Source organism: Pseudomonas sp. LB3P31 (genome assembly GCF_054897945.1).
The window spans coordinates 3012013-3033346 of record NZ_CM142710.1 but is presented as its reverse complement, the minus strand read 5'-3'; the positions used below and the strand labels follow the sequence as shown (position 1 = coordinate 3033346).

General features: G+C 60.8%; 16 protein-coding genes and 1 pseudogene. 14 read left to right on the top strand and 3 right to left on the bottom strand.

Annotation, left to right across the window (positions count from 1 at the left end; translation table 11 throughout):
• The first annotated feature begins 36 nt into the window (after positions 1 to 36).
• The 4 genes from ACYZTK_RS13725 (at position 37) to ACYZTK_RS13710 (ending at position 6894) form a co-directional block, all read left to right on the top strand.
• Positions 37 to 3606, top strand: a complete 3570-nt coding sequence (locus ACYZTK_RS13725) for a DUF2339 domain-containing protein (protein WP_462010391.1) — start codon at positions 37 to 39, stop codon at positions 3604 to 3606.
• The gene (locus ACYZTK_RS13720; RefSeq protein ID WP_462010390.1) at positions 3603 to 4976 is read left to right on the top strand and encodes a DUF3999 domain-containing protein; all 1374 of its coding nucleotides are present in this window, start codon (positions 3603 to 3605) and stop codon (positions 4974 to 4976) included. The genes ACYZTK_RS13725 and ACYZTK_RS13720 overlap by 4 nt, the downstream gene beginning before the upstream one ends.
• A gap of 302 nt (positions 4977 to 5278) precedes the next feature.
• Positions 5279 to 6289, top strand: a complete 1011-nt coding sequence (locus ACYZTK_RS13715) for a class 1 fructose-bisphosphatase (protein WP_462010389.1) — start codon at positions 5279 to 5281, stop codon at positions 6287 to 6289.
• 2 nt (positions 6290 to 6291) lie between these two features.
• Positions 6292 to 6894, top strand: coding sequence for a DUF924 family protein (locus tag ACYZTK_RS13710; RefSeq protein WP_462010388.1), 603 nt, complete (start codon positions 6292 to 6294; stop codon positions 6892 to 6894).
• 117 nt (positions 6895 to 7011) lie between these two features.
• Here the strand turns inward: ACYZTK_RS13710 and ACYZTK_RS13705 are convergent, their stop codons facing one another.
• Together ACYZTK_RS13705 and ACYZTK_RS13700 are read right to left on the bottom strand one after the other, a co-directional pair.
• Entirely contained in the window at positions 7012 to 7776 is a 765-nt protein-coding gene (locus tag ACYZTK_RS13705) for a methyl-accepting chemotaxis protein (protein WP_416236011.1), read from the bottom strand.
• A 141-nt stretch (positions 7777 to 7917) separates the two neighbouring features.
• Positions 7918 to 8769 (bottom strand): annotated as a pseudogene (locus ACYZTK_RS13700) (cache domain-containing protein); the annotation flags it as partial.
• A gap of 473 nt (positions 8770 to 9242) precedes the next feature.
• Here ACYZTK_RS13700 and ACYZTK_RS13695 point away from each other — a divergent pair.
• Both ACYZTK_RS13695 and ACYZTK_RS13690 read left to right on the top strand, forming a co-directional pair.
• Complete coding sequence (locus tag ACYZTK_RS13695) at positions 9243 to 9497, top strand: hypothetical protein (protein WP_462010387.1); 255 nt, start codon at positions 9243 to 9245, stop codon at positions 9495 to 9497.
• Positions 9498 to 9528: 31 nt separating this feature from the next.
• Entirely contained in the window at positions 9529 to 10098 is a 570-nt protein-coding gene (locus ACYZTK_RS13690; RefSeq protein WP_462010386.1) for a lipocalin family protein, read from the top strand.
• A gap of 132 nt (positions 10099 to 10230) precedes the next feature.
• Here ACYZTK_RS13690 and ACYZTK_RS13685 read toward each other — a convergent pair whose 3' ends face one another.
• Entirely contained in the window at positions 10231 to 11595 is a 1365-nt protein-coding gene (locus ACYZTK_RS13685; protein ID WP_462010385.1) for a formimidoylglutamate deiminase, read from the bottom strand.
• A 188-nt stretch (positions 11596 to 11783) separates the two neighbouring features.
• Here ACYZTK_RS13685 and hutC point away from each other — a divergent pair, with 188 nt between their 5' ends.
• From hutC to hutH, 8 genes are all read left to right on the top strand, one after another.
• Positions 11784 to 12452, top strand: a complete 669-nt coding sequence (hutC, locus tag ACYZTK_RS13680) for a histidine utilization repressor (RefSeq protein WP_236713266.1) — start codon at positions 11784 to 11786, stop codon at positions 12450 to 12452.
• 9 nt (positions 12453 to 12461) lie between these two features.
• Complete coding sequence (locus tag ACYZTK_RS13675; protein WP_462010384.1) at positions 12462 to 13031, top strand: HutD/Ves family protein; 570 nt, start codon at positions 12462 to 12464, stop codon at positions 13029 to 13031.
• Positions 13032 to 13499: 468 nt separating this feature from the next.
• Positions 13500 to 15197, top strand: a complete 1698-nt coding sequence (gene hutU, locus ACYZTK_RS13670) for a urocanate hydratase (RefSeq protein WP_462010383.1) — start codon at positions 13500 to 13502, stop codon at positions 15195 to 15197.
• A gap of 144 nt (positions 15198 to 15341) precedes the next feature.
• Entirely contained in the window at positions 15342 to 16814 is a 1473-nt protein-coding gene (locus ACYZTK_RS13665; protein WP_462010382.1) for a purine-cytosine permease family protein, read from the top strand.
• Positions 16815 to 16883: 69 nt separating this feature from the next.
• Positions 16884 to 17852 (top strand): ABC transporter substrate-binding protein, encoded by a 969-nt coding sequence (locus ACYZTK_RS13660; RefSeq protein WP_462010381.1) that lies wholly within the window; start codon positions 16884 to 16886, stop codon positions 17850 to 17852.
• 69 nt (positions 17853 to 17921) lie between these two features.
• Entirely contained in the window at positions 17922 to 18773 is an 852-nt protein-coding gene (locus ACYZTK_RS13655) for an ABC transporter permease (RefSeq protein ID WP_053153259.1), read from the top strand.
• Positions 18770 to 19600 (top strand): quaternary amine ABC transporter ATP-binding protein, encoded by an 831-nt coding sequence (locus ACYZTK_RS13650; RefSeq protein WP_149416766.1) that lies wholly within the window; start codon positions 18770 to 18772, stop codon positions 19598 to 19600. The genes ACYZTK_RS13655 and ACYZTK_RS13650 overlap by 4 nt, the downstream gene beginning before the upstream one ends.
• Before the next feature lie 162 nt (positions 19601 to 19762).
• The gene (gene hutH / locus ACYZTK_RS13645) at positions 19763 to 21286 is read left to right on the top strand and encodes a histidine ammonia-lyase (protein WP_462010380.1); all 1524 of its coding nucleotides are present in this window, start codon (positions 19763 to 19765) and stop codon (positions 21284 to 21286) included.
• The last annotated feature ends 48 nt before the right edge of the window (positions 21287 to 21334 follow it).

The window sequence follows — 21334 nt, the reverse complement described above, 5'->3', positions numbered from 1 at the left end:
TTTCCGGGTTGGCTACTGCGCTTAGGGATATCGACCATGCAATGGATTTTCATGCTCATCGGGCTGGTGCTCGGCTGGATGCTCGACGAGTCGTTCAGCGATGCGCTGTTGGGCGCGTTGCTCGGCCTGGGCGTCGGTCATGCCATGCGTATTGGCCGTCTGGACTCGCAAGCCGCAGCGCAGCAGCTTGTGCTGCAGAAGACGCTAGTCGACCTGAGCGCGCTGCAGCAACGTCTGGCATCGCTCGAAACCCTTGGTATCCAGACACCCAATACAACCGCAGAGCTCGCGCCCGAATTCATTCTCGAAGACATCCCTGTCGAAGCGCCCGACCTGGTCTGGGAACTTCCGCCCGAACTCCAGCCGAATACCGCGGCAGCCGCTGAGGGCAGTCGCCCGCAGCCCGTCGATGCCTGGAGAGCCCAACCGGCCGCCCGTGAGCCACAGGAACCGGCGATCCCTCGCGGCCCCAACTTTATCGAACGTGCCATCAGCGGCGCCCGTGCCTGGTTGTTCGGCGGCAACACTGTGCTGCGAGTTGGCGTGGTGCTGTTGTTTTTCGGGCTGGCGTTCCTGCTGCGTTATGCCACCGAAGGCATGGTGGTGCCAATCGAACTGCGTTACGCCGGGGTGGCAGCGGCTGCGTTGGGTCTGCTCGGGCTGGGTTGGTGGCTGCGTTCGCGTAACAACCAATATGCGCTGATGTTGCAAGGCACCGGGATCGCGGTGCTGTACCTCACCGTGTTCGCCGCGATGCGCCTGCATCCACTGCTTGATCCCACAGCAGCCCTGGGCTTGCTGGTGGCGGTGACGGTGTTCTCGGCGATTCTCGCCATTACCCAGGATTCCCTGGGCCTGGCCGCCGCTGCGGCCCTGGGCGGATTCGCGGCGCCGATTCTGACGTCTACTGGTGCTGGGAGCCACGTCGCGCTGTTCAGCTACTTTGCGCTGCTCAATGCCGGCATCCTGGCCATCGCCTGGTTCAAGGCCTGGCGGTTGCTGAACCTGATCGGCTTCGTTGGCACCTTTGGCATCGGCTTCGCCTGGGGCTTGCGTTCTTATACGCCGGAACTGCTGTGGAGCACCGAGCCGTTCCTGATCCTGTTCTTCCTGATGTACCTGATCATCGGCCTGCTGTTCACCCGCCGGAAATTGCTGGAGATGAGCGACGCCCCCGAGGACGACAGTCGCGACGCTTTGCTGCGCTGGTCGGCGCGCAAGGGTGATTACGTTGATGGCACCATGCTGTTCGGCCCGCCGCTGGTGGGCTTCGGCTTGCAGTTCGCGCTGGTGCAGCATCTGGAGTTCGCCGCGGCGTTCAGTGCCTTGGCACTGGGCATGATCTACATGGGCCTGGCCCGTTGGCTGATGGGGGGCCGGGCGTTGCTGCTGGCGGAAACCTGCCTGGCACTTGGGGTGATCTTCGCCAGCCTGGCGATTCCCTTGGGTCTGGATGCGCGCTGGACGTCTGCTGCATGGGCCGTGGAGGGAGCAGGTATCTTCTGGCTCGGCCTGCGTCAGCAACGACCGTTGGCTCGTGCCTTTGCTTTGCTGCTGCAACTGGGCTCGTCGTTGGTGTTCCTCAGCGAGCTGCGTCCGGGTGACAGCAGTTTGCTCGCGGGCGCACCGCTGGGCGCGCTAATGCTGGGTGTGGCGTTACTGTTCAGCTTCTATCAACTGCGTGCAGCCTCGCCGGCACACACTTCGCTATGGGAACGCAAGGGGCTGCCAGTGCTTGCGTGTCTGGGTCTGACTTTCCTGTATCTGTTGGCGCCGCTGTTCTTCCTGACCCAGGGCACGGCGATCAGCTGGGCGGTGGCCGGTCTGGCTACCTTGTTTGTCGGCCTGCGCCTGCAGTCAAGAACCTTCCTTTTCACGGCGTTTGCCGTGCAGTTGCTGGGCGGTGGATTGTTCCTGCTGCGACTGCAAGGTTCGAGTGGCGATTCGGCGGCCGTATTCAGTGCCGGTTGGAGCGGCTTGCTCATTGCTTCGCTGATCGGCCTGGCACTAATTGCCGGCATGTTGCTGGCGGCACGTGACGAGATGGTGCGGCGCGACGCCCGACTGTTGCGTGGCTTGTCCGTGATATTGCTGGCCGGTCTGGTGTTGATCAACCTGGCAGTGTTGTTCGTCCTGCCATGGCAGACGGCGAGCGCTGTGTGGGCGGCCAGTGGTCTGCTTATCATCTGGCTGAGCTTGTACCTGACCCAGCGTGTGAGCTTTATCTTCGGCCTGCTGTTGCAGGTGATTGGCGGCGCTGCGTTTGTGCTGTCGGGTCCGGAATTGTTCGGGCAGTTGACCAGCGAGGGTTTGCGTCCACTGGCACACGGTGGTTTCTGGACGCCGCTGGTACTGAGCCTGGTGGCGTTTGCTGGCGCCTGGCGCCTGCAACTCGGTAGCCACGCCGCGGCATTCGCCGCGTTCAGCCTGCAGCGCTTGTCCGAGGTATTGCTGGTGTGGGGTGCGGGCTGGTGGGCTTTGGCCTGGGGCATGGAAATATTACGTTTCGCGGCGGTCGACCTGCGGGCGACATTGTTGCTGGCTGTGCTGGCAGCGAGCGTTGCATTGTCGACCGTACTTGCGTTGCGCCTGCGATGGGTTGCGCTGGGTTTGCTCTGCCTGTCGTTGATACCTGTGGCCGGCCTGGTGCTGTTGGACGCGTTGTACGGGCGTTTTAACCCGGCTGCGAATTTCGGCTGGCTGGTGTGGGCCGCCGTTTTTGTCGTGCATTTCATTTCACTGAGGCATTTGCCGGTGCTGGTGCCCAAGCGCGCCCTCAGCGCCGCCCATGTGCTCGGCTGCTGGCTGCTGATCGGCGTCCTGGCCCTGGAATTGCGTTACGCCTTGCTGCTGTTGTCCGAGCAGTACAACGCCTGGCGCTGGCTGGGTTGGGCGATTCTGCCGAGTCTGTATCTGGTCCTGATGGCGGCGCCGCGCAACTGGCCATGGCCAGTGTCGGCCTATTCTCGCGAGTACCGCGTCTATGCCGCTGCACCTTTGGCATTGCTGATGCTCGGCTGGTTCTGGCTGGCGAATAGCGTCAGTGACGGCAGCGCCGATCCGTTGCCGTATGTGCCATTGATCAATCCGCTGGAGTTGGGCCTGCTGTTCGCCCTGTTCGGGGTGTTCATCTGGTCGCGTTATGCAGTGGCGCAACTGGCTATCCGCCAGCGTTATTTCGACCGGGCCGCGCAGTTGGTCCTCGGTGTTTCACTGTTCGCCTTCTTCACCGTCCTGGTAATGCGCACCGCCCACCATTGGGCGGGCGTGCCGTACGAGCTGGATGCGTTGGTGCAGTCGATGCTGGTACAGGCCGGGCTGTCGATCGTCTGGACCTTGATGGCCCTGAGCCTGATGATTGGCGGCCACCTGCGCCATCGTCGTGACGTCTGGGTAATCGGCGCAGTGCTGATCGGCGTCGTAGTTGCGAAGCTGGTCTTTGTCGAACTGAGTAACCGTGGCGGGCTGGCGCGGATCGTCTCGTTTATCGGAGTCGGGGTGTTGCTGCTGGTGGTGGGTTATTTCGCCCCGATGCCGCCCAAGCGCGCCGCAGCTGAACCGGAGGCGGATGAGCCGGCCCCGCAAACCGAAGGAGTGTCGTCTTGAGTCAGAAGCTGAGCCTGGAGTGGTTGGGTGCTGTTGCGTTAGTGGTGACACTGTCGGCTGGCGCCCAGGATAAACCGGCGGATTTCAGCACGCAGCAGCCGTTGTCGGTCAGCGGCCAGGGGCCGTGGTACCGCCTTGAGTTGCCCCTCAATGTGCAACTGAATGCACGGCAAACCGATCTTGGCGATGTGCGGGTATTCAACGCAGCGGGCGAGCCCCAGGCCTATGCCCTGGCTCGGGAATCGGCGCAGACCAGCGAGAAACGTGCGCTGACCGACGTCAAATGGTTCCCGCTTTACGTTTCTGCCGATTCCACCGATCGCGCCCCGAGCGTGAGGGTGCAATCGAGCGCCAACGGCACGCTGGTGGAAGTGCAGCCGTCAAGCCAGCTGGAAGCGGGCGAAGAAGTGTTGCGTGGCTGGTTGCTGGATGCCAGCAGCATCAAGGCGCCCCTGCAGCAGTTGATTCTCGACTGGACCAGCGAGCGCGACGGCTTTCAGCGTTTCAGTATTGAAGCCAGCGACGACTTGCAGCATTGGCAATCCTGGGGCGAAGGGCAGGTGGCGCGCCTGACTTTTGCCGACGAACGGGTGGAGCAACATGAAGTCGGGTTGCCGGGGCAATCGGCGCGATACCTGCGCCTGCTGTGGAACGCTCCGCAGTCGGCACCGACCCTGACCTCGGCACAACTTGAAAGCGCCAGCCGGCGCAGTTTGCCGCTGCCGTTGCTGTGGTCGCAGCCATTGGGCGGTAGCAGCGCCAAGGCCGGTGAATACACTTGGCAATTGCCCATGGGGCTGAATGTGGAGCGCATTCAGGTCGAACTGGATCAAGCCAACAGCCTGGCGCCGGTGACCTTGTCCGGGCGTCGGGAAAGCAGCTTGCCGTGGCAGCCATTGGGTGGCGGCTTGTTGTACCGCCTGACCCAGAATGGCCAGGACGTGGTGCAGAACGAATTGCAGCTTTCGGGTCAGACGGTGCAACAGTTGAAGTTGACGGTGGACGAGCGCGGTGGCGGTCTGGGGGCGCAGGCGCCAACCCTGAAATTTGCCGTGCGCGCCACGCAGCTGGTGTTCCTGGCGCGTGGTGCCGGTCCTTATACGCTGGCGCTGGGGAGTGCGACGGCGAAGGCGGCGAACCTGCCGCTGTCGACGCTGATTCCGGATTACAGCGCAGAAAAGTATGCGGCGCTGGGCAAGGCGACGGTCGATGGCGGGGCGGTAGTTGCGTCGACTGCGGCGGTCTCCACGACCGCCACGGCTGATACCAATTGGAAGAAGTTCGGGTTGTGGGCGGTGTTGCTGCTGAGTGTGCTGTTTCTGGCGGCGATGGCGTTCAGTCTGTTGCGCAAGCCGCCAGCCAACTCCTGAGTATGGCCGGCGCTGCGCACCGGATCGCGAGCAAGCTTTGCTCCCACAGGAGAAAGTGAGTCCTTGGGGATATGGGCAAGGATTACTCCCGCAACGAGATTTGAATCCTGTGGGAGCAAGGCTTGCCCGCGATGGCGTTCGCCGGCTCGGCAAAAAACTTCCCCCAAACCCCGTCTGTTTCGAACTACGCTGAAGCCGGTGCATGAACTCTATTCGGCATCTCACGTCTGATAGGAGGAAATGCGCCCCGACTCGCGTTAAACTGCGCGGGTTTTTAGCCCCCCATTCCACCGGAGCCTTCCATGTCCCGCGTTACCCTGAGTCGCTATTTGATTGAGCAGACCCGTAGCAACAACACCCCTGCCGATCTGCGTTTCCTGATCGAAGTGGTGGCGCGTGCTTGCAAGGAAATCAGCCACGCCGTCTCCAAGGGCGCCCTGGGCGGTGTTCTGGGCAGCATGGGCACTGAAAACGTCCAAGGCGAAGTGCAGAAGAAACTCGACGTGATCTCCAACGAGATCCTGCTCGAAGCCAACGAATGGGGCGGTCACCTGGCCGGCATGGCGTCGGAGGAAATGGACAATGCTTACCAGATCCCGGGCAAATACCCGAAAGGCGCCTACCTGCTGGTATTCGACCCACTGGACGGTTCGTCCAACATCGATATCAACGCACCTGTCGGCACCATCTTCTCGGTACTGCGTTGCCCGACCGAATACCTGAGCCAGAACGAAGCCCTGAACGAAAAGGCCTTCCTGCAGCCAGGTACCCAGCAGGTTGCCGCCGGTTACGCTATCTACGGCCCGCAAACCATGCTGGTGCTGACCCTGGGTGATGGCGTCAAGGGCTTTACCCTGGACCGTGAAATGGGCAGCTTCGTGCTGACCCACGAAGACATCACCATTCCTGAAACCACTCAGGAATTCGCCGTCAACATGTCCAACTCGCGTCACTGGGAAGCTCCGGTACAACGCTACGTTGGCGAATTGCTGGCGGGCGAAGAAGGTCCGCTGAAAAAGAACTACAACATGCGCTGGGTTGCCGCGATGGTCGCCGACGTGCACCGCATCCTGACCCGTGGCGGTTTGTTCATGTACCCACGCGACAGCCGCGAACCGTCCAAGCCGGGCAAACTGCGCCTGATGTACGAAGCCAACCCGATGTCGTTCCTGGTTGAACAGGCTGGCGGCGCATCCACCGATGGCCATCAGCGCATTCTCGACATCCAGCCTGAAGGCCTGCACCAGCGCGTAGCGGTGTTCCTCGGCTCGAAAGAAGAAGTCGCCCGCGCCACGGCGTACCACAAGGAGTAAACATGACCGCGCCCTGGCAGCCGTTGCTTGAATGGTGGTTCGGAACTTCCGAATCGCCGCAAGCAGTAGTGGCTGCCAAGGGCCGGTTATGGTTCGGCAAGCACGACAGCCAGGACCTGGAGGCGCAGACGCGTTTCGGGGACTGGGTCGAGCAGGCACTGGCCGACGGATTGACTGACTGGGCGCAACGCCCTGACGGTTGGCTGGCTCTGGTGCTGCTGCTCGATCAGCTGCCGCGAATGATCTATCGCGACTCTCCCAAATCCTTTTCCGGTGATCTCAGGGCGCAGGCTCTGGTGGCTCAAGGCATTGCTGCGGATTTTGATCGGCAGTTGCAGCCGATCCAGCGGGTGTTCATCTATCTGGTGTTTGAGCACTGCGAGAATCTGGCGGTGCAGAACGAGGCGGTTTCCAGGTACATCGAGCTGCTGGCGCAACAGCCCGAGGCAGATCGGGCGCTGTTTGCCGATTATCTGGAGTATGCCGAGAAGCATCAGCGGGTGATTGCGCGGTTTGGGCGGTTTACGCACAGGAATGCGGTGTTGGGGCGGGAGTCTACGGCTGAGGAATTGGCGTTTCTGTCGGGACCTGGTTCAAGGTTCTAAATCTTCATCGCGGCTGATGCCGCCTTCGCGAGCAAGCCCGCTCCCACAGGTGATTTGTGAACGATACAGATCCAGTGTGGGAGCGGGCTTGCTCGCGAAGGGGCCCGTAATAACAGCTTAAATCCTGAAGCTACCCACCAACTGCTTCAACCGCGCCGCCTGCTGCTCCAGATCCGAGCAAGCGCGCAACGTCGACTGCAAATTCTCCACCCCTTCCTGATTCAGCATATTGATCTCGGTAATGTCGACATTGATCGACTCCACCACCGCCGTCTGCTCCTCGGTCGCTGTCGCCACCGACTGGTTCATGCCGTCGATCTCGCCGATGCGCTGGGTCACGCTGCCAAGTCGCTCACCGGCCTGGTTGGCAATCCCGACGCTGCTTTCACTCTGACGCTGGCTGTCGGTCATGGTGCTGACCGCTTCCCGGGCGCCGACCTGCAGTTCCTCGATCATCTTCTGCACTTGCTGCGCCGAATCCTGAGTGCGGTGTGCCAGGTTGCGCACCTCGTCGGCGACCACGGCAAAACCGCGCCCGGCTTCACCGGCACGGGCCGCTTCGATGGCGGCGTTCAGCGCCAGCAGATTGGTCTGCTGGGAGATGCTGGTGATCACTTCCAGAATCTGCCCGATGTTCACCGTATTGCTGTTGAGCGTTTCGATGTTGCCGCAGGAATCGCTGATCTTCGCCGACAGTTGCTGCATCGCGGCGATAGTCTTGTCGACCACCTGCTGGCCATCTTCGGCCAAGGCGCGGGCATCGCTGGAATGCTGCGAGGCGAGGGCGGCGTTCTGGGCGATTTCCTGGGCGGCAGCCCCCAGCTCGTTGATCGCGGCAGCCACGCTGCTGGTGCGTGAAGCCTGCTGGTCGGAGTTGAACATCGACGAGTTCGACGCGGCGACTACGCGCAGCGCGACTTCGTTGACCTGGCCGGTGGCCGATGCCACTTCGCTGATCGATGTGTGGATACGCTCCACGAAACGGTTGAACGAGGTGCCCAGGGCGCCGAATTCATCATGGCCGTGGATGGTCAGGCGCCGGGTCAGGTCGCCTTCACCTTCGGCAATGTCATGCATGGCGCGGCCCATGGTCAGCAGCGGCTGCATCAGGAAGCTGATCAGCATGCCCAGCAACGCAATGATGATCACCACCGCAATCACCATGGCAATGATCGCCGAGGTGCGGAATTCGCTGAGCATCGCGAACGCGGTTTCCTGGTCGAGCACCAGCGCCACGTACCAGTTTGCCGACGGCACGCCATTGACGTGGGTGAAGGAGATGAACTGGCGCTTGCCGTCGATCTCGACTTCTTTCATCCCCGGGCTCACGGTTGGTGCGCCACTCGGGTAGGCGTCGGCCAGGGTCTTGAGGACAAATTTGCTGTCCGGGTGGATCAGGATCTTGCCGTCGGCGCTAACGATGAATGCGTGGCCGTGGCCGCCGAAGTTCAGCGAGTTGATGATCGCGCTGACGCTGGACAGGTCGATGTCCGCGCCGGCAACGCCAATCATCGCACCCTGGCGCTGCACGGGGGTGGCAACCGTGATCACCAGCTTGCCCGAGGACGCAGCGATGTAGGGTTCGGTGACGACAGTCTGTTGCGCGCTATTGGCGGCCTTGTACCAGCCACGGGCGCGGGGATCGTAGTCGGCGGCACGATTGCCGGCCGGGACCGAGAACATCACGCCGTCGCTGCCGCCAAAATAGCTCAGCTGGAAATTGCTGGTATAGGCGGGCAGGTCGATGGCGCGCTTGAGGCTGGCCGGCGCGTTGCCGTCCGCGGCAATCTGCTGGGACATCGACTGCAGCAACTGGATGCGGCTTTCCAGCCAGGTCTGGATGTTGCTGGTGGTCAGGCTGCCCAGTTCCTGCATCGAGGCTTCGGTACTGCTGCGCAGAGTCTGGCGCTGGCGGTAGTCGTTGAACAGGATGAAACAGGCGAATGCGACGGCCACCACGAGGGCGGCAGCCAGCAGGATCTTGTGGCTGAACTTCATGTTTCTGGTCATTAAGTGAGCTACCGCGGAGGGGGCTGGTGTGGTGGCGACCTGCTCGTGCGAGGGACTTTGACGATCGCGTGCAGTTAATTGACCCGCATTATCGTTGGCGTCCATCGCGAGCGAGCTCGCTCCTACAGGATGTGTCGACCGGGGCGCGCCAAAGATTAGTCGTCTTTAGGGAAAATCGATGAAATGCGGGATGGGACCGCAAAGTGGCTGATTTTTCGGCATATGCCAGACGAGTGACCTGATAAATAGGCCTTTGGCCAGGGAACCAGATAGGGGTTTTCTCTTCTAAGCTTCTGCTTGGCAGCCATGCCAACCCCCTTCGCCCCAGGAGCAACACCATGTCGCTGCGATCTCTCGCCCTGCTTTCGTTCTGTGTGCTGTTGGCCGCATGCAGCAAGGTCAATCAGGAAAACTATTCGAAGCTGTCCGCCGGCATGCCCAAGGCCGAGGTTGAATCCTTGCTGGGTAAACCCGCCGATTGCTCGGGCGCGCTCGGCATGTCCAGTTGCACCTGGGGCGACAAGAACAGCTTTATCAGCGTGCAGTACGCCGGTGACAAAGTGTTGATGTTTTCTGGCCAAGGCCTGAAGTAAACCGGGGCTTCGCGCCCACGGGAGAAAAATAATGAAGCGGTTATTATTTGTACTTTTGGCCGGCCTGGTATTGGCCGGCTGCGCCACTTCTGGCGATGATCAACTGGCGCCGAAAACCGTCAGTAGCGTCAACCTGAAGAAGTATCAGGGCACCTGGTATGAGCTGGCTCGCCTGCCGATGTACTTCCAGCGCAACTGCGCGCAGTCCGAAGCCCATTACACGCTCAAGCCTGACGGCAACATACTGGTGCTGAACCGCTGCCTGACGTCGGATTGGCAATGGGAGGAAGCCAAGGGCACGGCTTATCCGCAGGTGCCCGGCAAGACTGACAAGCTGTGGGTGGAGTTCGACAACTGGTTCTCGCGCCTGCTGCCGGGTGTGGCCAAGGGCGCGTACTGGGTGCTGTACGTCAGCGATGACTACAAGACCGCGATTGTTGGCGATCCGAGCCGACGGTATCTGTGGTTGTTGTCACGAACCCCGACAGTCAATGGAGTTGTGCGTGAAGAGCTGCTGAGCAAGGCGCGGCAGCAGGGGTACGACACCACACGATTGATCTGGCGCGCTTCGGATACGCAGATGGCCAAGACCTCGAACTAACGGTGCGGCTGAAAAAAAGATCGCAGCCTCCGGCAGCTCCTACATTGATTCGGTTGAGCGCATAATGCGGCTCAACCCGGCCCCTGTAGGAGCTGCCGAAGGCTCGGGCCGCGATCGGACGATCTTTTGCTTTTAACCGAGTAAATCGCGCAGGACCTGGGTAAACGCACGGCTGCTTTCTTCCTCGCCCGCATGCCGCCCGTCACGCACGACCCACTGGCCGTTGACCAGCACGTCGCGCACCTGGCGATCGCCGCCAGCGAACAACCAGCGGTTCAAAATCCCGTCGCCGCTGGCCGTAGCCAGGTACGGATCGTTGCCGTCCAACACCAGCCAATCCGCGCGCTTGCCCACTTCCAGCCGGCCAATCGGCTGTCCCAACGCCTGCGCTCCGCCATCGAGCGCCGCGTCGTACAAAGTGCGGCCCACCATCGGTTGATCGACGCCATACAAGCGGTTGCGTCGCTGGTCACGCAGGCGCTGGCCGTATTCCAGCCAGCGCAGTTCTTCCACCACGCTCAGCGAGACATGACTATCGGAACCAATACCCATGCGCCCACCTTGAGCGAGGAAGTCTACTGCCGGAAAAATCCCATCGCCGAGGTTGGCTTCGGTGGTCAGGCACAGGCCGGCGATGGCCCGGCTGCGGGCCATCAAACTGACCTCTTCCGGATTGGCGTGGGTCGCGTGGACCAGGCACCAGCGCTGGTCGACTTCGGTGTTTTCGTACAACCACTGCAGCGGACGGCGAGCGCTCCAGGCCAGGCAGTCATCGACTTCCTTCTGCTGTTCGGCGATGTGGATGTGCACCGGGCATTGCTTGTCGCTGGCGGCCAATACTTCGCTGATCTGCTGCGGAGTGACAGCGCGCAACGAGTGGAAACACAGACCTGAAGACTGCGCCGATTGCTGCGCCAGCATCGGCTGCAGGCGCGACTGCAACCTGAGATAGTTTTCAGTGCTGTTGATAAAGCGTCGCTGGCCGTCATTCGGGGCCTGGCCGCCGAAACCAGAGTAGCTGTAGAGCACCGGCAGCAAGGTCAGGCCGATACCGGCAGAAGCGGCGGCCTGGCTGATGCGCGACGCCAGCTCGGCAGGGTCGGCGTACGCCTGGCCGTTGGTGTCATGGTGCACGTAGTGAAACTCGGCGACCGAGGTATAGCCCGCCTTGAGCATTTCTATGTACAGCTGACGAGCGATCACCCCGAGCTGGTCCGGGCTGATTTTTCCGACGAGGCGGTACATCAGGTCCCGCCAGGTCCAGAAGCTGTCGTTCGGATTACCCGCCACTTCTGCCAGCCCGGCCATCGCCCGCTGGAACGCGTGGGAATGTAGATTCGGCATGCCCGGCAGCAGCGGCCCCTTTATCCGTTCGGCGCCATCTGCATGAGAATCGGCCTGGACATGGGTCAGCACGCCATCGGCGCTGACCTCAAGACGTACATCATTGGCCCATCCATTAGGCAGCAGCGCGCGTTCGGCAAAGAAGGCGGACATGGTTCAGCACCCCATCGTGTGTTATTTGTATATACATATACAGACGTTTGCCTGCCCGGTAAACTCCGGCAAGCTAGCAATCTTATCCAGACGATCAAGGATTAACCGTGCCGACTCCGCCTGCAGTCTCTCCGTTGGCAGCGAACCTGGGCGACAGTCCGGCGCCCTTGTACGCCCGCGTCAAACAGATGATTACCCAGCAAATCGACAGCGGTAACTGGCCGCCGCATTACCGAGTGCCGTCGGAAAGCGAGCTGGTCAACCAGTTGGGTTTCAGCCGCATGACCATCAACCGCGCCCTGCGCGAGATGACGGCCGACGGCCTGTTGGTGCGCATGCAAGGGGTCGGTACCTTTGTCGCCGAACCAAAAAGCCAGTCGGCCTTGTTTGAAGTGCACAACATTGCCGACGAAATCGCCTCTCGCGGCCATCGTCATACCTGCAAAGTGATCACCCTCGAAGAAGAAGCTGCCGGTTCCGAGCGCGCGTTGGCGCTGGATATGCGCGAAGGCCAGAAGGTCTTCCACTCGCTGATCGTGCACTTTGAAAACGATATCCCGGTGCAGATCGAAGACCGGTTCGTCAACGCGCTGGTGGCCCCCGATTACCTCAAGCAGGACTTTACCCTGCAGACGCCTTACGCCTACCTGAACCAGGTCGCGCCGCTGACTGAAGGCGAACACGTGGTCGAAGCGATCCTGGCGGAAGCCAGCGAATGCAAACTGCTGCAAATTGAAAAGGGCGAGCCTTGCTTGCTGATTCGTCGCCGCACTTGGTCGGGTCGTCAGCCGGTGACCGCTGCTCGCCTGATCCACCCTGGTTCCCGTCATCGTCTGGAAGGCCGCTTTCACAAGTAAGGAATATTGATGAGTCAATTGAAGGTATTCCGCGCAGCCGATTACCCACGCATGCCGTGGAAAAACGGCCGTGGCAGCACTGAAGAGATCACTCGCGACGCGGGTGATGGGCTTGATGGCTTTGGCTGGCGCCTGTCGATTGCCGACATCGGCGAGTCTGGCGGGTTTTCCACCTTCGCCGGTTATCAGCGGGTGATTACCGTGCTGCAGGGTGACGGTATGACGTTGCGGGTTGATGGCCAGGATACCCGGGCGTTGTTACCGCTGGACCCGCATGCCTTCAGCGGTGAGAGCCAGGTGTCCTGCACATTGCTCGGCGGCCCGATCCGCGACTTCAACCTGATTTATGCGCCGCAGCGGTATAGCGCGCGGTTGCAGTGGCTGGAGGGGGAGCAGCGGTTCTTCAGTTCGGCGGGGACTGTGTTGCTGTTCAGTGTGTCTGATGCGTTGGAAGTGACGGTCGGTAACAGTGCCCAGCAATTGGGTCGCCATGATTGCTTGCAACTTGTCGGTAGCACCGGCTTGGTGGAGGTCTCCTGTAAAGGCCCATGCTGCGTGATCGAACTGACTGCACGCTGAATCCAGACACCAAAAAGATCGCAGCCTTCGGCAGCTCCTACATTGATCGTGTTCGCCTCCGATATTGCGGATGGACGCAACCCCTGTAGGAGCTGCCGCAGGCTGCGATCTTTTGCTTTTCAGCGTTCCCCCACGCGCACCAATTTGTTACCGAACGCCCCAGCCTGGCGCAAAACCGCTCCCCAGTAACAAGCTATCGCCCCCCACAAAATCTCCTCGAAAAATTTCATCTCCTTCAGAACCGTTGATCTACAAGCCTCCCAGCCCATCATGAATTTTTCTTGAACACCCATCCAACAAGTTGGCCGTTCGATTGCATATGCTTGTATGTACAAGTAAAGACGTATGCGTATGAGTCGACCGAGACTCCCCGCAGCGTCCACTGATTCGCTTGTGGCGCAACGACGCGCACAAGCTGCTTGCCCATTGCCAGGGTTGGTTTGAATTGATCGCTGAGGAGTCTTTTTCGTGACTGACAACAAAACCACTACCGCTACTTATACAAAGAGCCGTGACGTCGAAATCCGTGCCGCCCGCGGTAACAAGCTGACCGCCAAAAGCTGGCTGACTGAAGCGCCGCTGCGCATGTTGATGAACAACCTCGACCCGGAAGTGGCCGAAAACCCTAAGGAGCTGGTGGTTTACGGTGGCATCGGTCGCGCTGCGCGCAACTGGGAGTGCTACGACAAGATCGTCGAGAGCCTGACCAACCTGAATGACGACGAGACCCTGCTGGTGCAATCCGGCAAGCCGGTCGGCGTGTTCAAGACCCACAGCAACGCCCCGCGCGTATTGATCGCCAACTCCAACCTGGTGCCACACTGGGCGAGTTGGGAACACTTCAACGAACTCGACGCCAAGGGCCTGGCCATGTACGGCCAGATGACCGCAGGCAGCTGGATCTACATCGGCAGCCAGGGCATCGTTCAGGGCACCTACGAAACCTTCGTCGAAGCCGGTCGCCAGCACTACAATGATGACCTGAAAGGTCGTTGGGTCCTGACCGCAGGCCTGGGCGGCATGGGTGGCGCCCAGCCTCTGGCCGCAACCCTGGCCGGCGCCTGCTCGCTGAACATCGAATGCCAACAGGTGAGCATCGATTTCCGCCTGAACAGCCGCTACGTCGACGAGCAAGCCAAAGACCTTGACGACGCTCTGGCGCGTATCGACAAGTACACCAAGGAAGGCAAAGCGATTTCCATCGCTCTGCTGGGCAACGCGGCGGAGATCCTGCCGGAACTGGTCAAGCGTGGCGTGCGCCCGGACATGGTCACCGACCAGACCAGCGCCCACGACCCTCTGAACGGCTACTTGCCAGCCGGCTGGACCTGGGAAGAGTACCGCGCTCGCGCCAAGACCGAGCCTGCTGCCGTGGTCAAAGCCGCCAAGCAATCGATGGCCGTACACGTAAAAGCAATGCTCGAATTCCAGAAAATGGGCATTCCGACCTTCGACTACGGCAACAACATTCGGCAGATGGCGCAAGAAGAGGGCGTGGAGAACGCTTTCGACTTCCCGGGCTTTGTACCGGCCTACATTCGTCCGCTGTTCTGCCGTGGCATCGGCCCGTTCCGTTGGGCAGCACTGTCGGGCAACGCCGAAGACATCTACAAGACCGACGCCAAGGTCAAGGAACTGATTCCGGACGACGCCCACCTGCACAACTGGCTGGACATGGCGCGCGAGCGCATCAGCTTCCAGGGTCTGCCGGCGCGTATCTGCTGGGTTGGCCTGGGCCTGCGCGCCAAGCTCGGCCTGGCGTTCAACGAAATGGTGCGCAGCGGCGAATTGTCCGCGCCAATCGTGATCGGTCGTGACCACCTGGACTCCGGTTCCGTGGCCAGCCCGAACCGCGAAACCGAATCGATGCAGGACGGTTCCGACGCTGTGTCCGACTGGCCATTGCTCAACGCGCTTTTGAACACCGCGAGCGGCGCGACCTGGGTTTCCCTGCACCATGGCGGCGGCGTTGGCATGGGCTTCTCTCAGCACTCGGGCATGGTGATTGTCTGCGACGGTACGGATGAAGCGGCCGAGCGTATTGCTCGCGTGCTGCACAACGATCCGGCGACTGGTGTGATGCGCCATGCCGATGCGGGTTATCAGATCGCGATTGATTGCGCGAAGGAGCAGGGGCTGAACCTGCCGATGATTACCGGTAAGTAATGCTTACCCCTGTAGGAGCTGCCGCAGGCTGCGATCTTTTGATCTTGATCTTCTGAAATGCAAAAGATCGCAGCCTCGTTTCACTCGACAGCTCCTACAGGTGCAAAAACAACAATAACCAGAACAATCCACAGAGGTTGAATCATGGCTGTAAACAATGATCGTGCAGGCAGTAAACCGTTGATCGAAAGGCGTTCGATCGACTACATCCCGGAAGCGGAAAGACACGGTCGTCTGTTGAGCCAGTTCACCCTGTGGATGGGTGCCAACCTGCAAATCACCGCGATTGTCACCGGAGCCCTGGCCGTGGTGTTGGGCGGTGATGTGTTCTGGTCGTTGATCGGTCTGCTAATTGGTCAACTGCTGGGCGGCGGGGTTATGGCGCTGCATGCGGCGCAAGGGCCCAAGCTGGGCCTGCCGCAGATGATTTCCAGCCGGGTACAGTTCGGCGTATATGGCGCGGCCATCCCGATCGTGCTGGTGTGCCTGATGTATCTGGGCTTCACCGCCACCGGTACGGTACTTTCCGGCCAGGCGCTGGGCCAGTTGTTTGGCGTCAGCGACAGCGTTGGTATCCTGATCTTCGCCAGTGTCATTGTGCTGGTCACGGTGCTCGGTTATCGGGTGATCCACTGGATTGGCCGTGTTGCCAGCGTCATTGGGGTGATCGCCTTCGTTTATCTGTTCTACCGTCTGATGAGCCAGACTGACGTTGGCGCACTTCTGGAAATACGCCACTTCAGCTGGAGCAGTTTCCTGTTGGCGGTGTCGCTCGCGGCATCCTGGCAGATCGCTTTCGGCCCTTATGTGGCTGACTATTCTCGCTACTTGCCAAGCAGCACGTCTTCGGTAAAGACCTTTTTTGCTGCTGGCGCGGGTTCGGTGATTGGCGCACAGGTGGCGATGATTCTCGGCGTGTTTGCTGCGGCCTCGGCCAACGGCCAATTTGCCGGACACGAAGTGGCTTACATCGTTGGTCTGGGCGGTACGGGTGCCACCGCTGCGTTGTTGTATTTCAGCATCGCGTTCGGCAAGGTCACCATCTCTACCCTGAACTCCTACGGCAGCTTCATGTGCATTGCGACCATCATCAGCGGTTTCCGTGGTCACCTGCAGGTTTCGCGCTTGCAGCGTCTGGTCTTTGTGCTGGTGATTGTCGGCACGGCGACCCTGATCGCGTTGCTCGGCCAGCATTCGTTCCTCGGTGCGTTCAAGTCTTTCATCCTGTTCCTGCTGGCGTTCTTCACGCCTTGGAGCGCGATCAACCTGGTGGACTACTACTGCATCACCCGCGAGCGTTATGACGTGCCGGCGCTGGCCGATCCGAAAGGTCGCTACGGCCGCTGGAACCTGCTGGGGATCAGCGTCTATGTGTTCGGTGTGCTGGTGCAGTTGCCGTTCATCTCCACCAAGTTCTACACCGGTCCGCTAGTGGCGGCGCTGGGTGACGTGGATATCTCCTGGATCATCGGCCTGTTGCTGCCCGCTGCCGTGTATTACGTGTGTGCCAAGAAATGGCATGGTTCCGTACCCGATCACCTGATCCTGCCGGTCGAGCAGGACAGCGTTGTACCAACAAAAGCTAGCGGGGCCGGTCGCGCTGCGGCGCAGGCCTGATTGGACGTGGACAGGGCTGGATGCCTCTTGACTGCCGTAAGCCCATTCATGATTAGGAGCGTCACGACAATGAAATCGAACAAGACCCTGCTGACCACATTACTTTCCATGGGCCTGCTCGCCAGTGCCGGCGCCACTCAGGCAGCCGGCTGGTGCGAGTCGGGCAAACCGGTGAAATTCGCCGGCCTGAACTGGGAAAGCGGCATGTTGCTGACTGACGTGCTGCAAGTTGTGCTGGAGAAAGGCTACGACTGTAAGACCGACAGCCTGCCGGGTAACTCCATCACCATGGAAAACGCCCTGAGCAGCAACGACATCCAGATCTTTGCCGAAGAATGGGTCGGCCGCAGCGAGGTCTGGAACAAGGCCGAGAAGGCCGGCAAGGTCGTCGGCGTCGGCGCTCCGGTGACTGGCGCTATCGAAGGCTGGTACGTGCCGCGCTACGTGATCGAAGGTGACGCCAGCCGCAAGCTGGAAGCCAAGGCCCCGGACCTGAAGAACATCGCCGACCTGGCCAAGTACGCTGCTGTGTTCAAGGACCAGGAAGAGCCGTCCAAAGGCCGTTTCTACAACTGCCCGGCCGGCTGGACCTGCGAGCTGGACAACAGCGAAATGCTCAAGAGCTACGGCCTGGAAAGCACCTACACCAACTTCCGCCCGGGCACCGGCCCAGCGCTGGATGCGGCGGTGCTCTCGAGCTACAAGCGTGGCGAGCCGATCCTGTTCTACTACTGGTCGCCGACTCCGCTGATGGGCCAGGTCGACCTGGTCAAGCTGGAAGAGAAGCCTGGCGTGGACAAGAGCGTGACCATCAAGGTCGGCCTGTCCAAGACCTTCCACGACGAAGCTCCGGAGCTGGTAGCGGTGCTGGAAAAGGTCAACCTGCCGATCGATCTGCTGAACCAGAACCTCGGGCGCATGGCCAAGGAGCGGATCGCTTCGCCGAAGCTGGCGAAAATCTTCCTCAAGGAACATCCTGAGGTCTGGCATGCATGGGTGAGCGAAGACGCAGCCAAGAAAATCGACGCGGCCTTGTAGGTCCAGCTGTCCCACTGCCGACCACGGCAGTCGGGCGCTGCATCGCAACCCCTTGATTGAGAGTCCCTTATGTTTCCCGAAAGCTTTACCTTTTCCATCGCCGACTGGGTCAACGGTTGGGTTGATTCGCTGGTGACCAACTACGGCGACGTGTTCCGCAGCATTTCCGACACCCTGCTGTGGGCCATCGTCAATCTGGAAGGCCTGCTGCGTGCCGCGCCCTGGTGGCTGATGCTGGCGATCGTGGCGGGCGTTGCCTGGCACGCCACGCGCAAGGTCGTGACCACTGCCGTCATCGTCGGCCTGTTGTTCCTGGTAGGTGCGGTTGGCCTCTGGGACAAGCTGATGCAGACCCTCGCGCTGATGATGGTCGCGACGGTCATCTCGGTGCTGATCGGCATTCCGCTGGGCATTCTCTCGGCGCGCAGCAATCGCCTGCGTTCGGTGCTGATGCCGCTGCTGGACATCATGCAAACCATGCCCAGCTTCGTGTACCTGATCCCGGTGCTGATGCTGTTCGGCCTGGGCAAGGTGCCGGCGATTTTTGCCACCGTCATCTACGCCGCGCCACCGCTGATCCGTCTGACCGACCTGGGCATCCGCCAGGTCGATGGTGAGGTGATGGAAGCTATCAATGCTTTCGGCGCCAACCGCTGGCAACAACTGTTCGGCGTGCAACTGCCACTGGCCCTGCCGAGCATCATGGCCGGGATCAACCAGACCACCATGATGGCGTTGTCGATGGTCGTGATTGCCTCGATGATCGGCGCCCGTGGCCTCGGTGAAGACGTGCTGGTGGGGATTCAGACCCTCAATGTCGGACGTGGCCTTGAAGCTGGTCTGGCGATCGTGATTCTGGCAGTGGTCATCGACCGCATTACTCAGGCGTATGGTCGGCCACGGCATGAGGTGAGCAAATGAACGACGCAACCGTGAGCAAAATCGAAGTCAAAAACGTCTTCAAGATTTTCGGCAACCGCTCCAAGGATGCACTGGCCATGATCGGCCAGGGTAAAACCAAGGACCAGGTCCTGTCCGAAACCGGCTGCGTGGTCGGGGTCAACGACCTGTCGTTGAGCATCGGCACTGGTGAGATCTTCGTAATCATGGGTTTGTCCGGCTCCGGCAAGTCGACGCTGGTGCGCCACTTCAATCGCCTGATCGATCCCACCAGCGGCGCGATTCTGGTGGACGGCGTGGACATCCTGCAATACGACATGGAAGCCCTGCGCGAATTTCGCCGGCACAAGATCAGCATGGTGTTCCAGAGCTTCGGCCTGCTGCCGCACAAGACCGTCCTGGACAACGTCGCCTACGGCCTGAAAGTGCGCGGCGAGAGCAAGCAGATGTGCTCCGAACGCGCGCTGCACTGGATCAACACCGTGGGCCTCAAGGGTTACGAAAACAAGTACCCGCACCAGCTCTCCGGCGGCATGCGCCAGCGCGTGGGTTTGGCGCGGGCATTGGCGGCAGACACCGACATCATCCTGATGGACGAAGCGTTCAGCGCCCTCGACCCGTTGATCCGCGCGGAGATGCAGGACCAGTTGCTGGAGCTGCAGAAGACTCTGCACAAGACCATCGTGTTCATCACTCACGACCTCGATGAGGCGGTGCGAATTGGTAACCGCATTGCGATTCTCAAGGATGGGCGGTTGATTCAGGTGGGGACGCCGCGGGAGATCCTGCATTCGCCGGCGGATGAGTATGTCGATCGGTTTGTGCAGCGGCGGGCTGCGGTGGTGTAAAGATTTGCAGTGCTTGTGCTGGCCCCTTCGCGAGCAAGCCCGCTCCCACATTGGATTTTTGGTGTATCTGAAATTTGTGTTCGACATAGATCCAGTGTGGGAGCGGGCTTGCTCGCGAAGAGGCCGGTAAAGCTGCATCAATATCCCTGATAGAGGTCAAAGATGTCCCAGGCTGAAAAAATCGTTATCGCCGACTCCCCATTGCGTTGGCAGGATGTGGTCGCGGTAGCCCGTCATGGCGCGCAGCTCGAGCTGTCGCCACAGACCTGGGCACGAATCGAAAACGCCCAGGCGATCGTCCAGCGCATCGTCGCCAGCGGCGAACGCGCCTATGGCGTCAACACCGGCCTGGGTGCGCTGTGCAATGTGTCGCTTAAAGACGAACAACTCAGCCAGCTGTCGCGCAACACCCTGCTCAGTCACGCCTGTGGCGTCGGTGCCGCGCTGGCCGACGAACAGACCCGCGCGATCATGTGCGCGGCGATCCGCATTTACAGCCACGGCAAATCCGGCATTCATCGTCAAGTAGTCGAAGCGCTGCTGGCGCTGCTCAATCGCGGCATTACTCCGCAAGTGCCGTCCCAGGGTTCGGTGGGTTACCTGACCCACATGGCGCACGTCGGCATCGCGCTGCTGGGCGTTGGCAATGTGAGCTATCGCGGGCAGATCGTTTCCGCGCAGCAAGCCCTGGCCGAAGAAGGTCTGCAACCGGTCCAACTGGGTGCCAAGGATGGTTTGTGCCTGGTCAACGGCACGCCGTGCATGACTGGCCTAAGCTGCCTGGCAATCGCTGATGCCACGCGCCTGGTGCGATGGGCCGACGTGATCGGGGCGATGAGCTTTGAGGCCCAGCGTGGGCAGATCGCGGCGTTTGATGCCGAGATCATCGCGCTCAAGCCGCACCCGGGTATGCAGCAGGTCGGCATCAATCTGCGGGCATTGCTCGACGGCAGCGAAGTGATCGCTTCGAGCAAAGGCATTCGCACCCAGGATGCGCTGAGCATCCGCTCGATCCCGCAGGTCCACGGCGCCGCCCGCGACCAGCTGGAGCATGCGACCAGGCAGATCGAAACCGAGCTCAACTCGGTCACCGATAACCCGATGCTGTTGGGTACACCGGACGATTTTCGCATCATGTCCCAGGCCAATCCGCACGGTCAGTCAGTGGCCCTGGCTGCTGATCTGCTGGCTATCGCCATGGCGGAAATCGGCTCGATCGCCGAGCGTCGTCTTGATCGTCTGATCAATCCGCATGTCAGCGGTCTGCCGGCCTTTCTGGTGGCTAATCCGGGGGTCAATTCCGGAATGATGATCGTCCAGTACGTCGCCGCTTCGTTGTGCGCGGAAAATCGCCAGCTGGCGCAACCGGCTGTGCTGGATAACTACGTCACTTCGGGTCTGCAGGAAGATCACCTGAGCATGGGCACCAATGCCGCGCTGAAGCTGCATCGTGCGCTGGAAAACTGCACGCAGATCCTGGCGATCGAGTATCTGCTGGCGGCCCAGGCGTTTGAATTTCTCAAGGACCAGCGCTTTGGCGCGGGCACCGACATCGCGTGGCGACTGCTGCGCGAGCAGGTCCCGGCCTACGATCAGGATCGTTGGCTGGCGCCGGACATTGCCGCCGCTGCTGGCGTGCTGAAAGACCCGCACCGTCTGCACAACGTATTACCGAATTTGCACTGACAAGTACCCATACCAGCGTGCCAAGGCGCGGATCGTCTAAAAGACGAG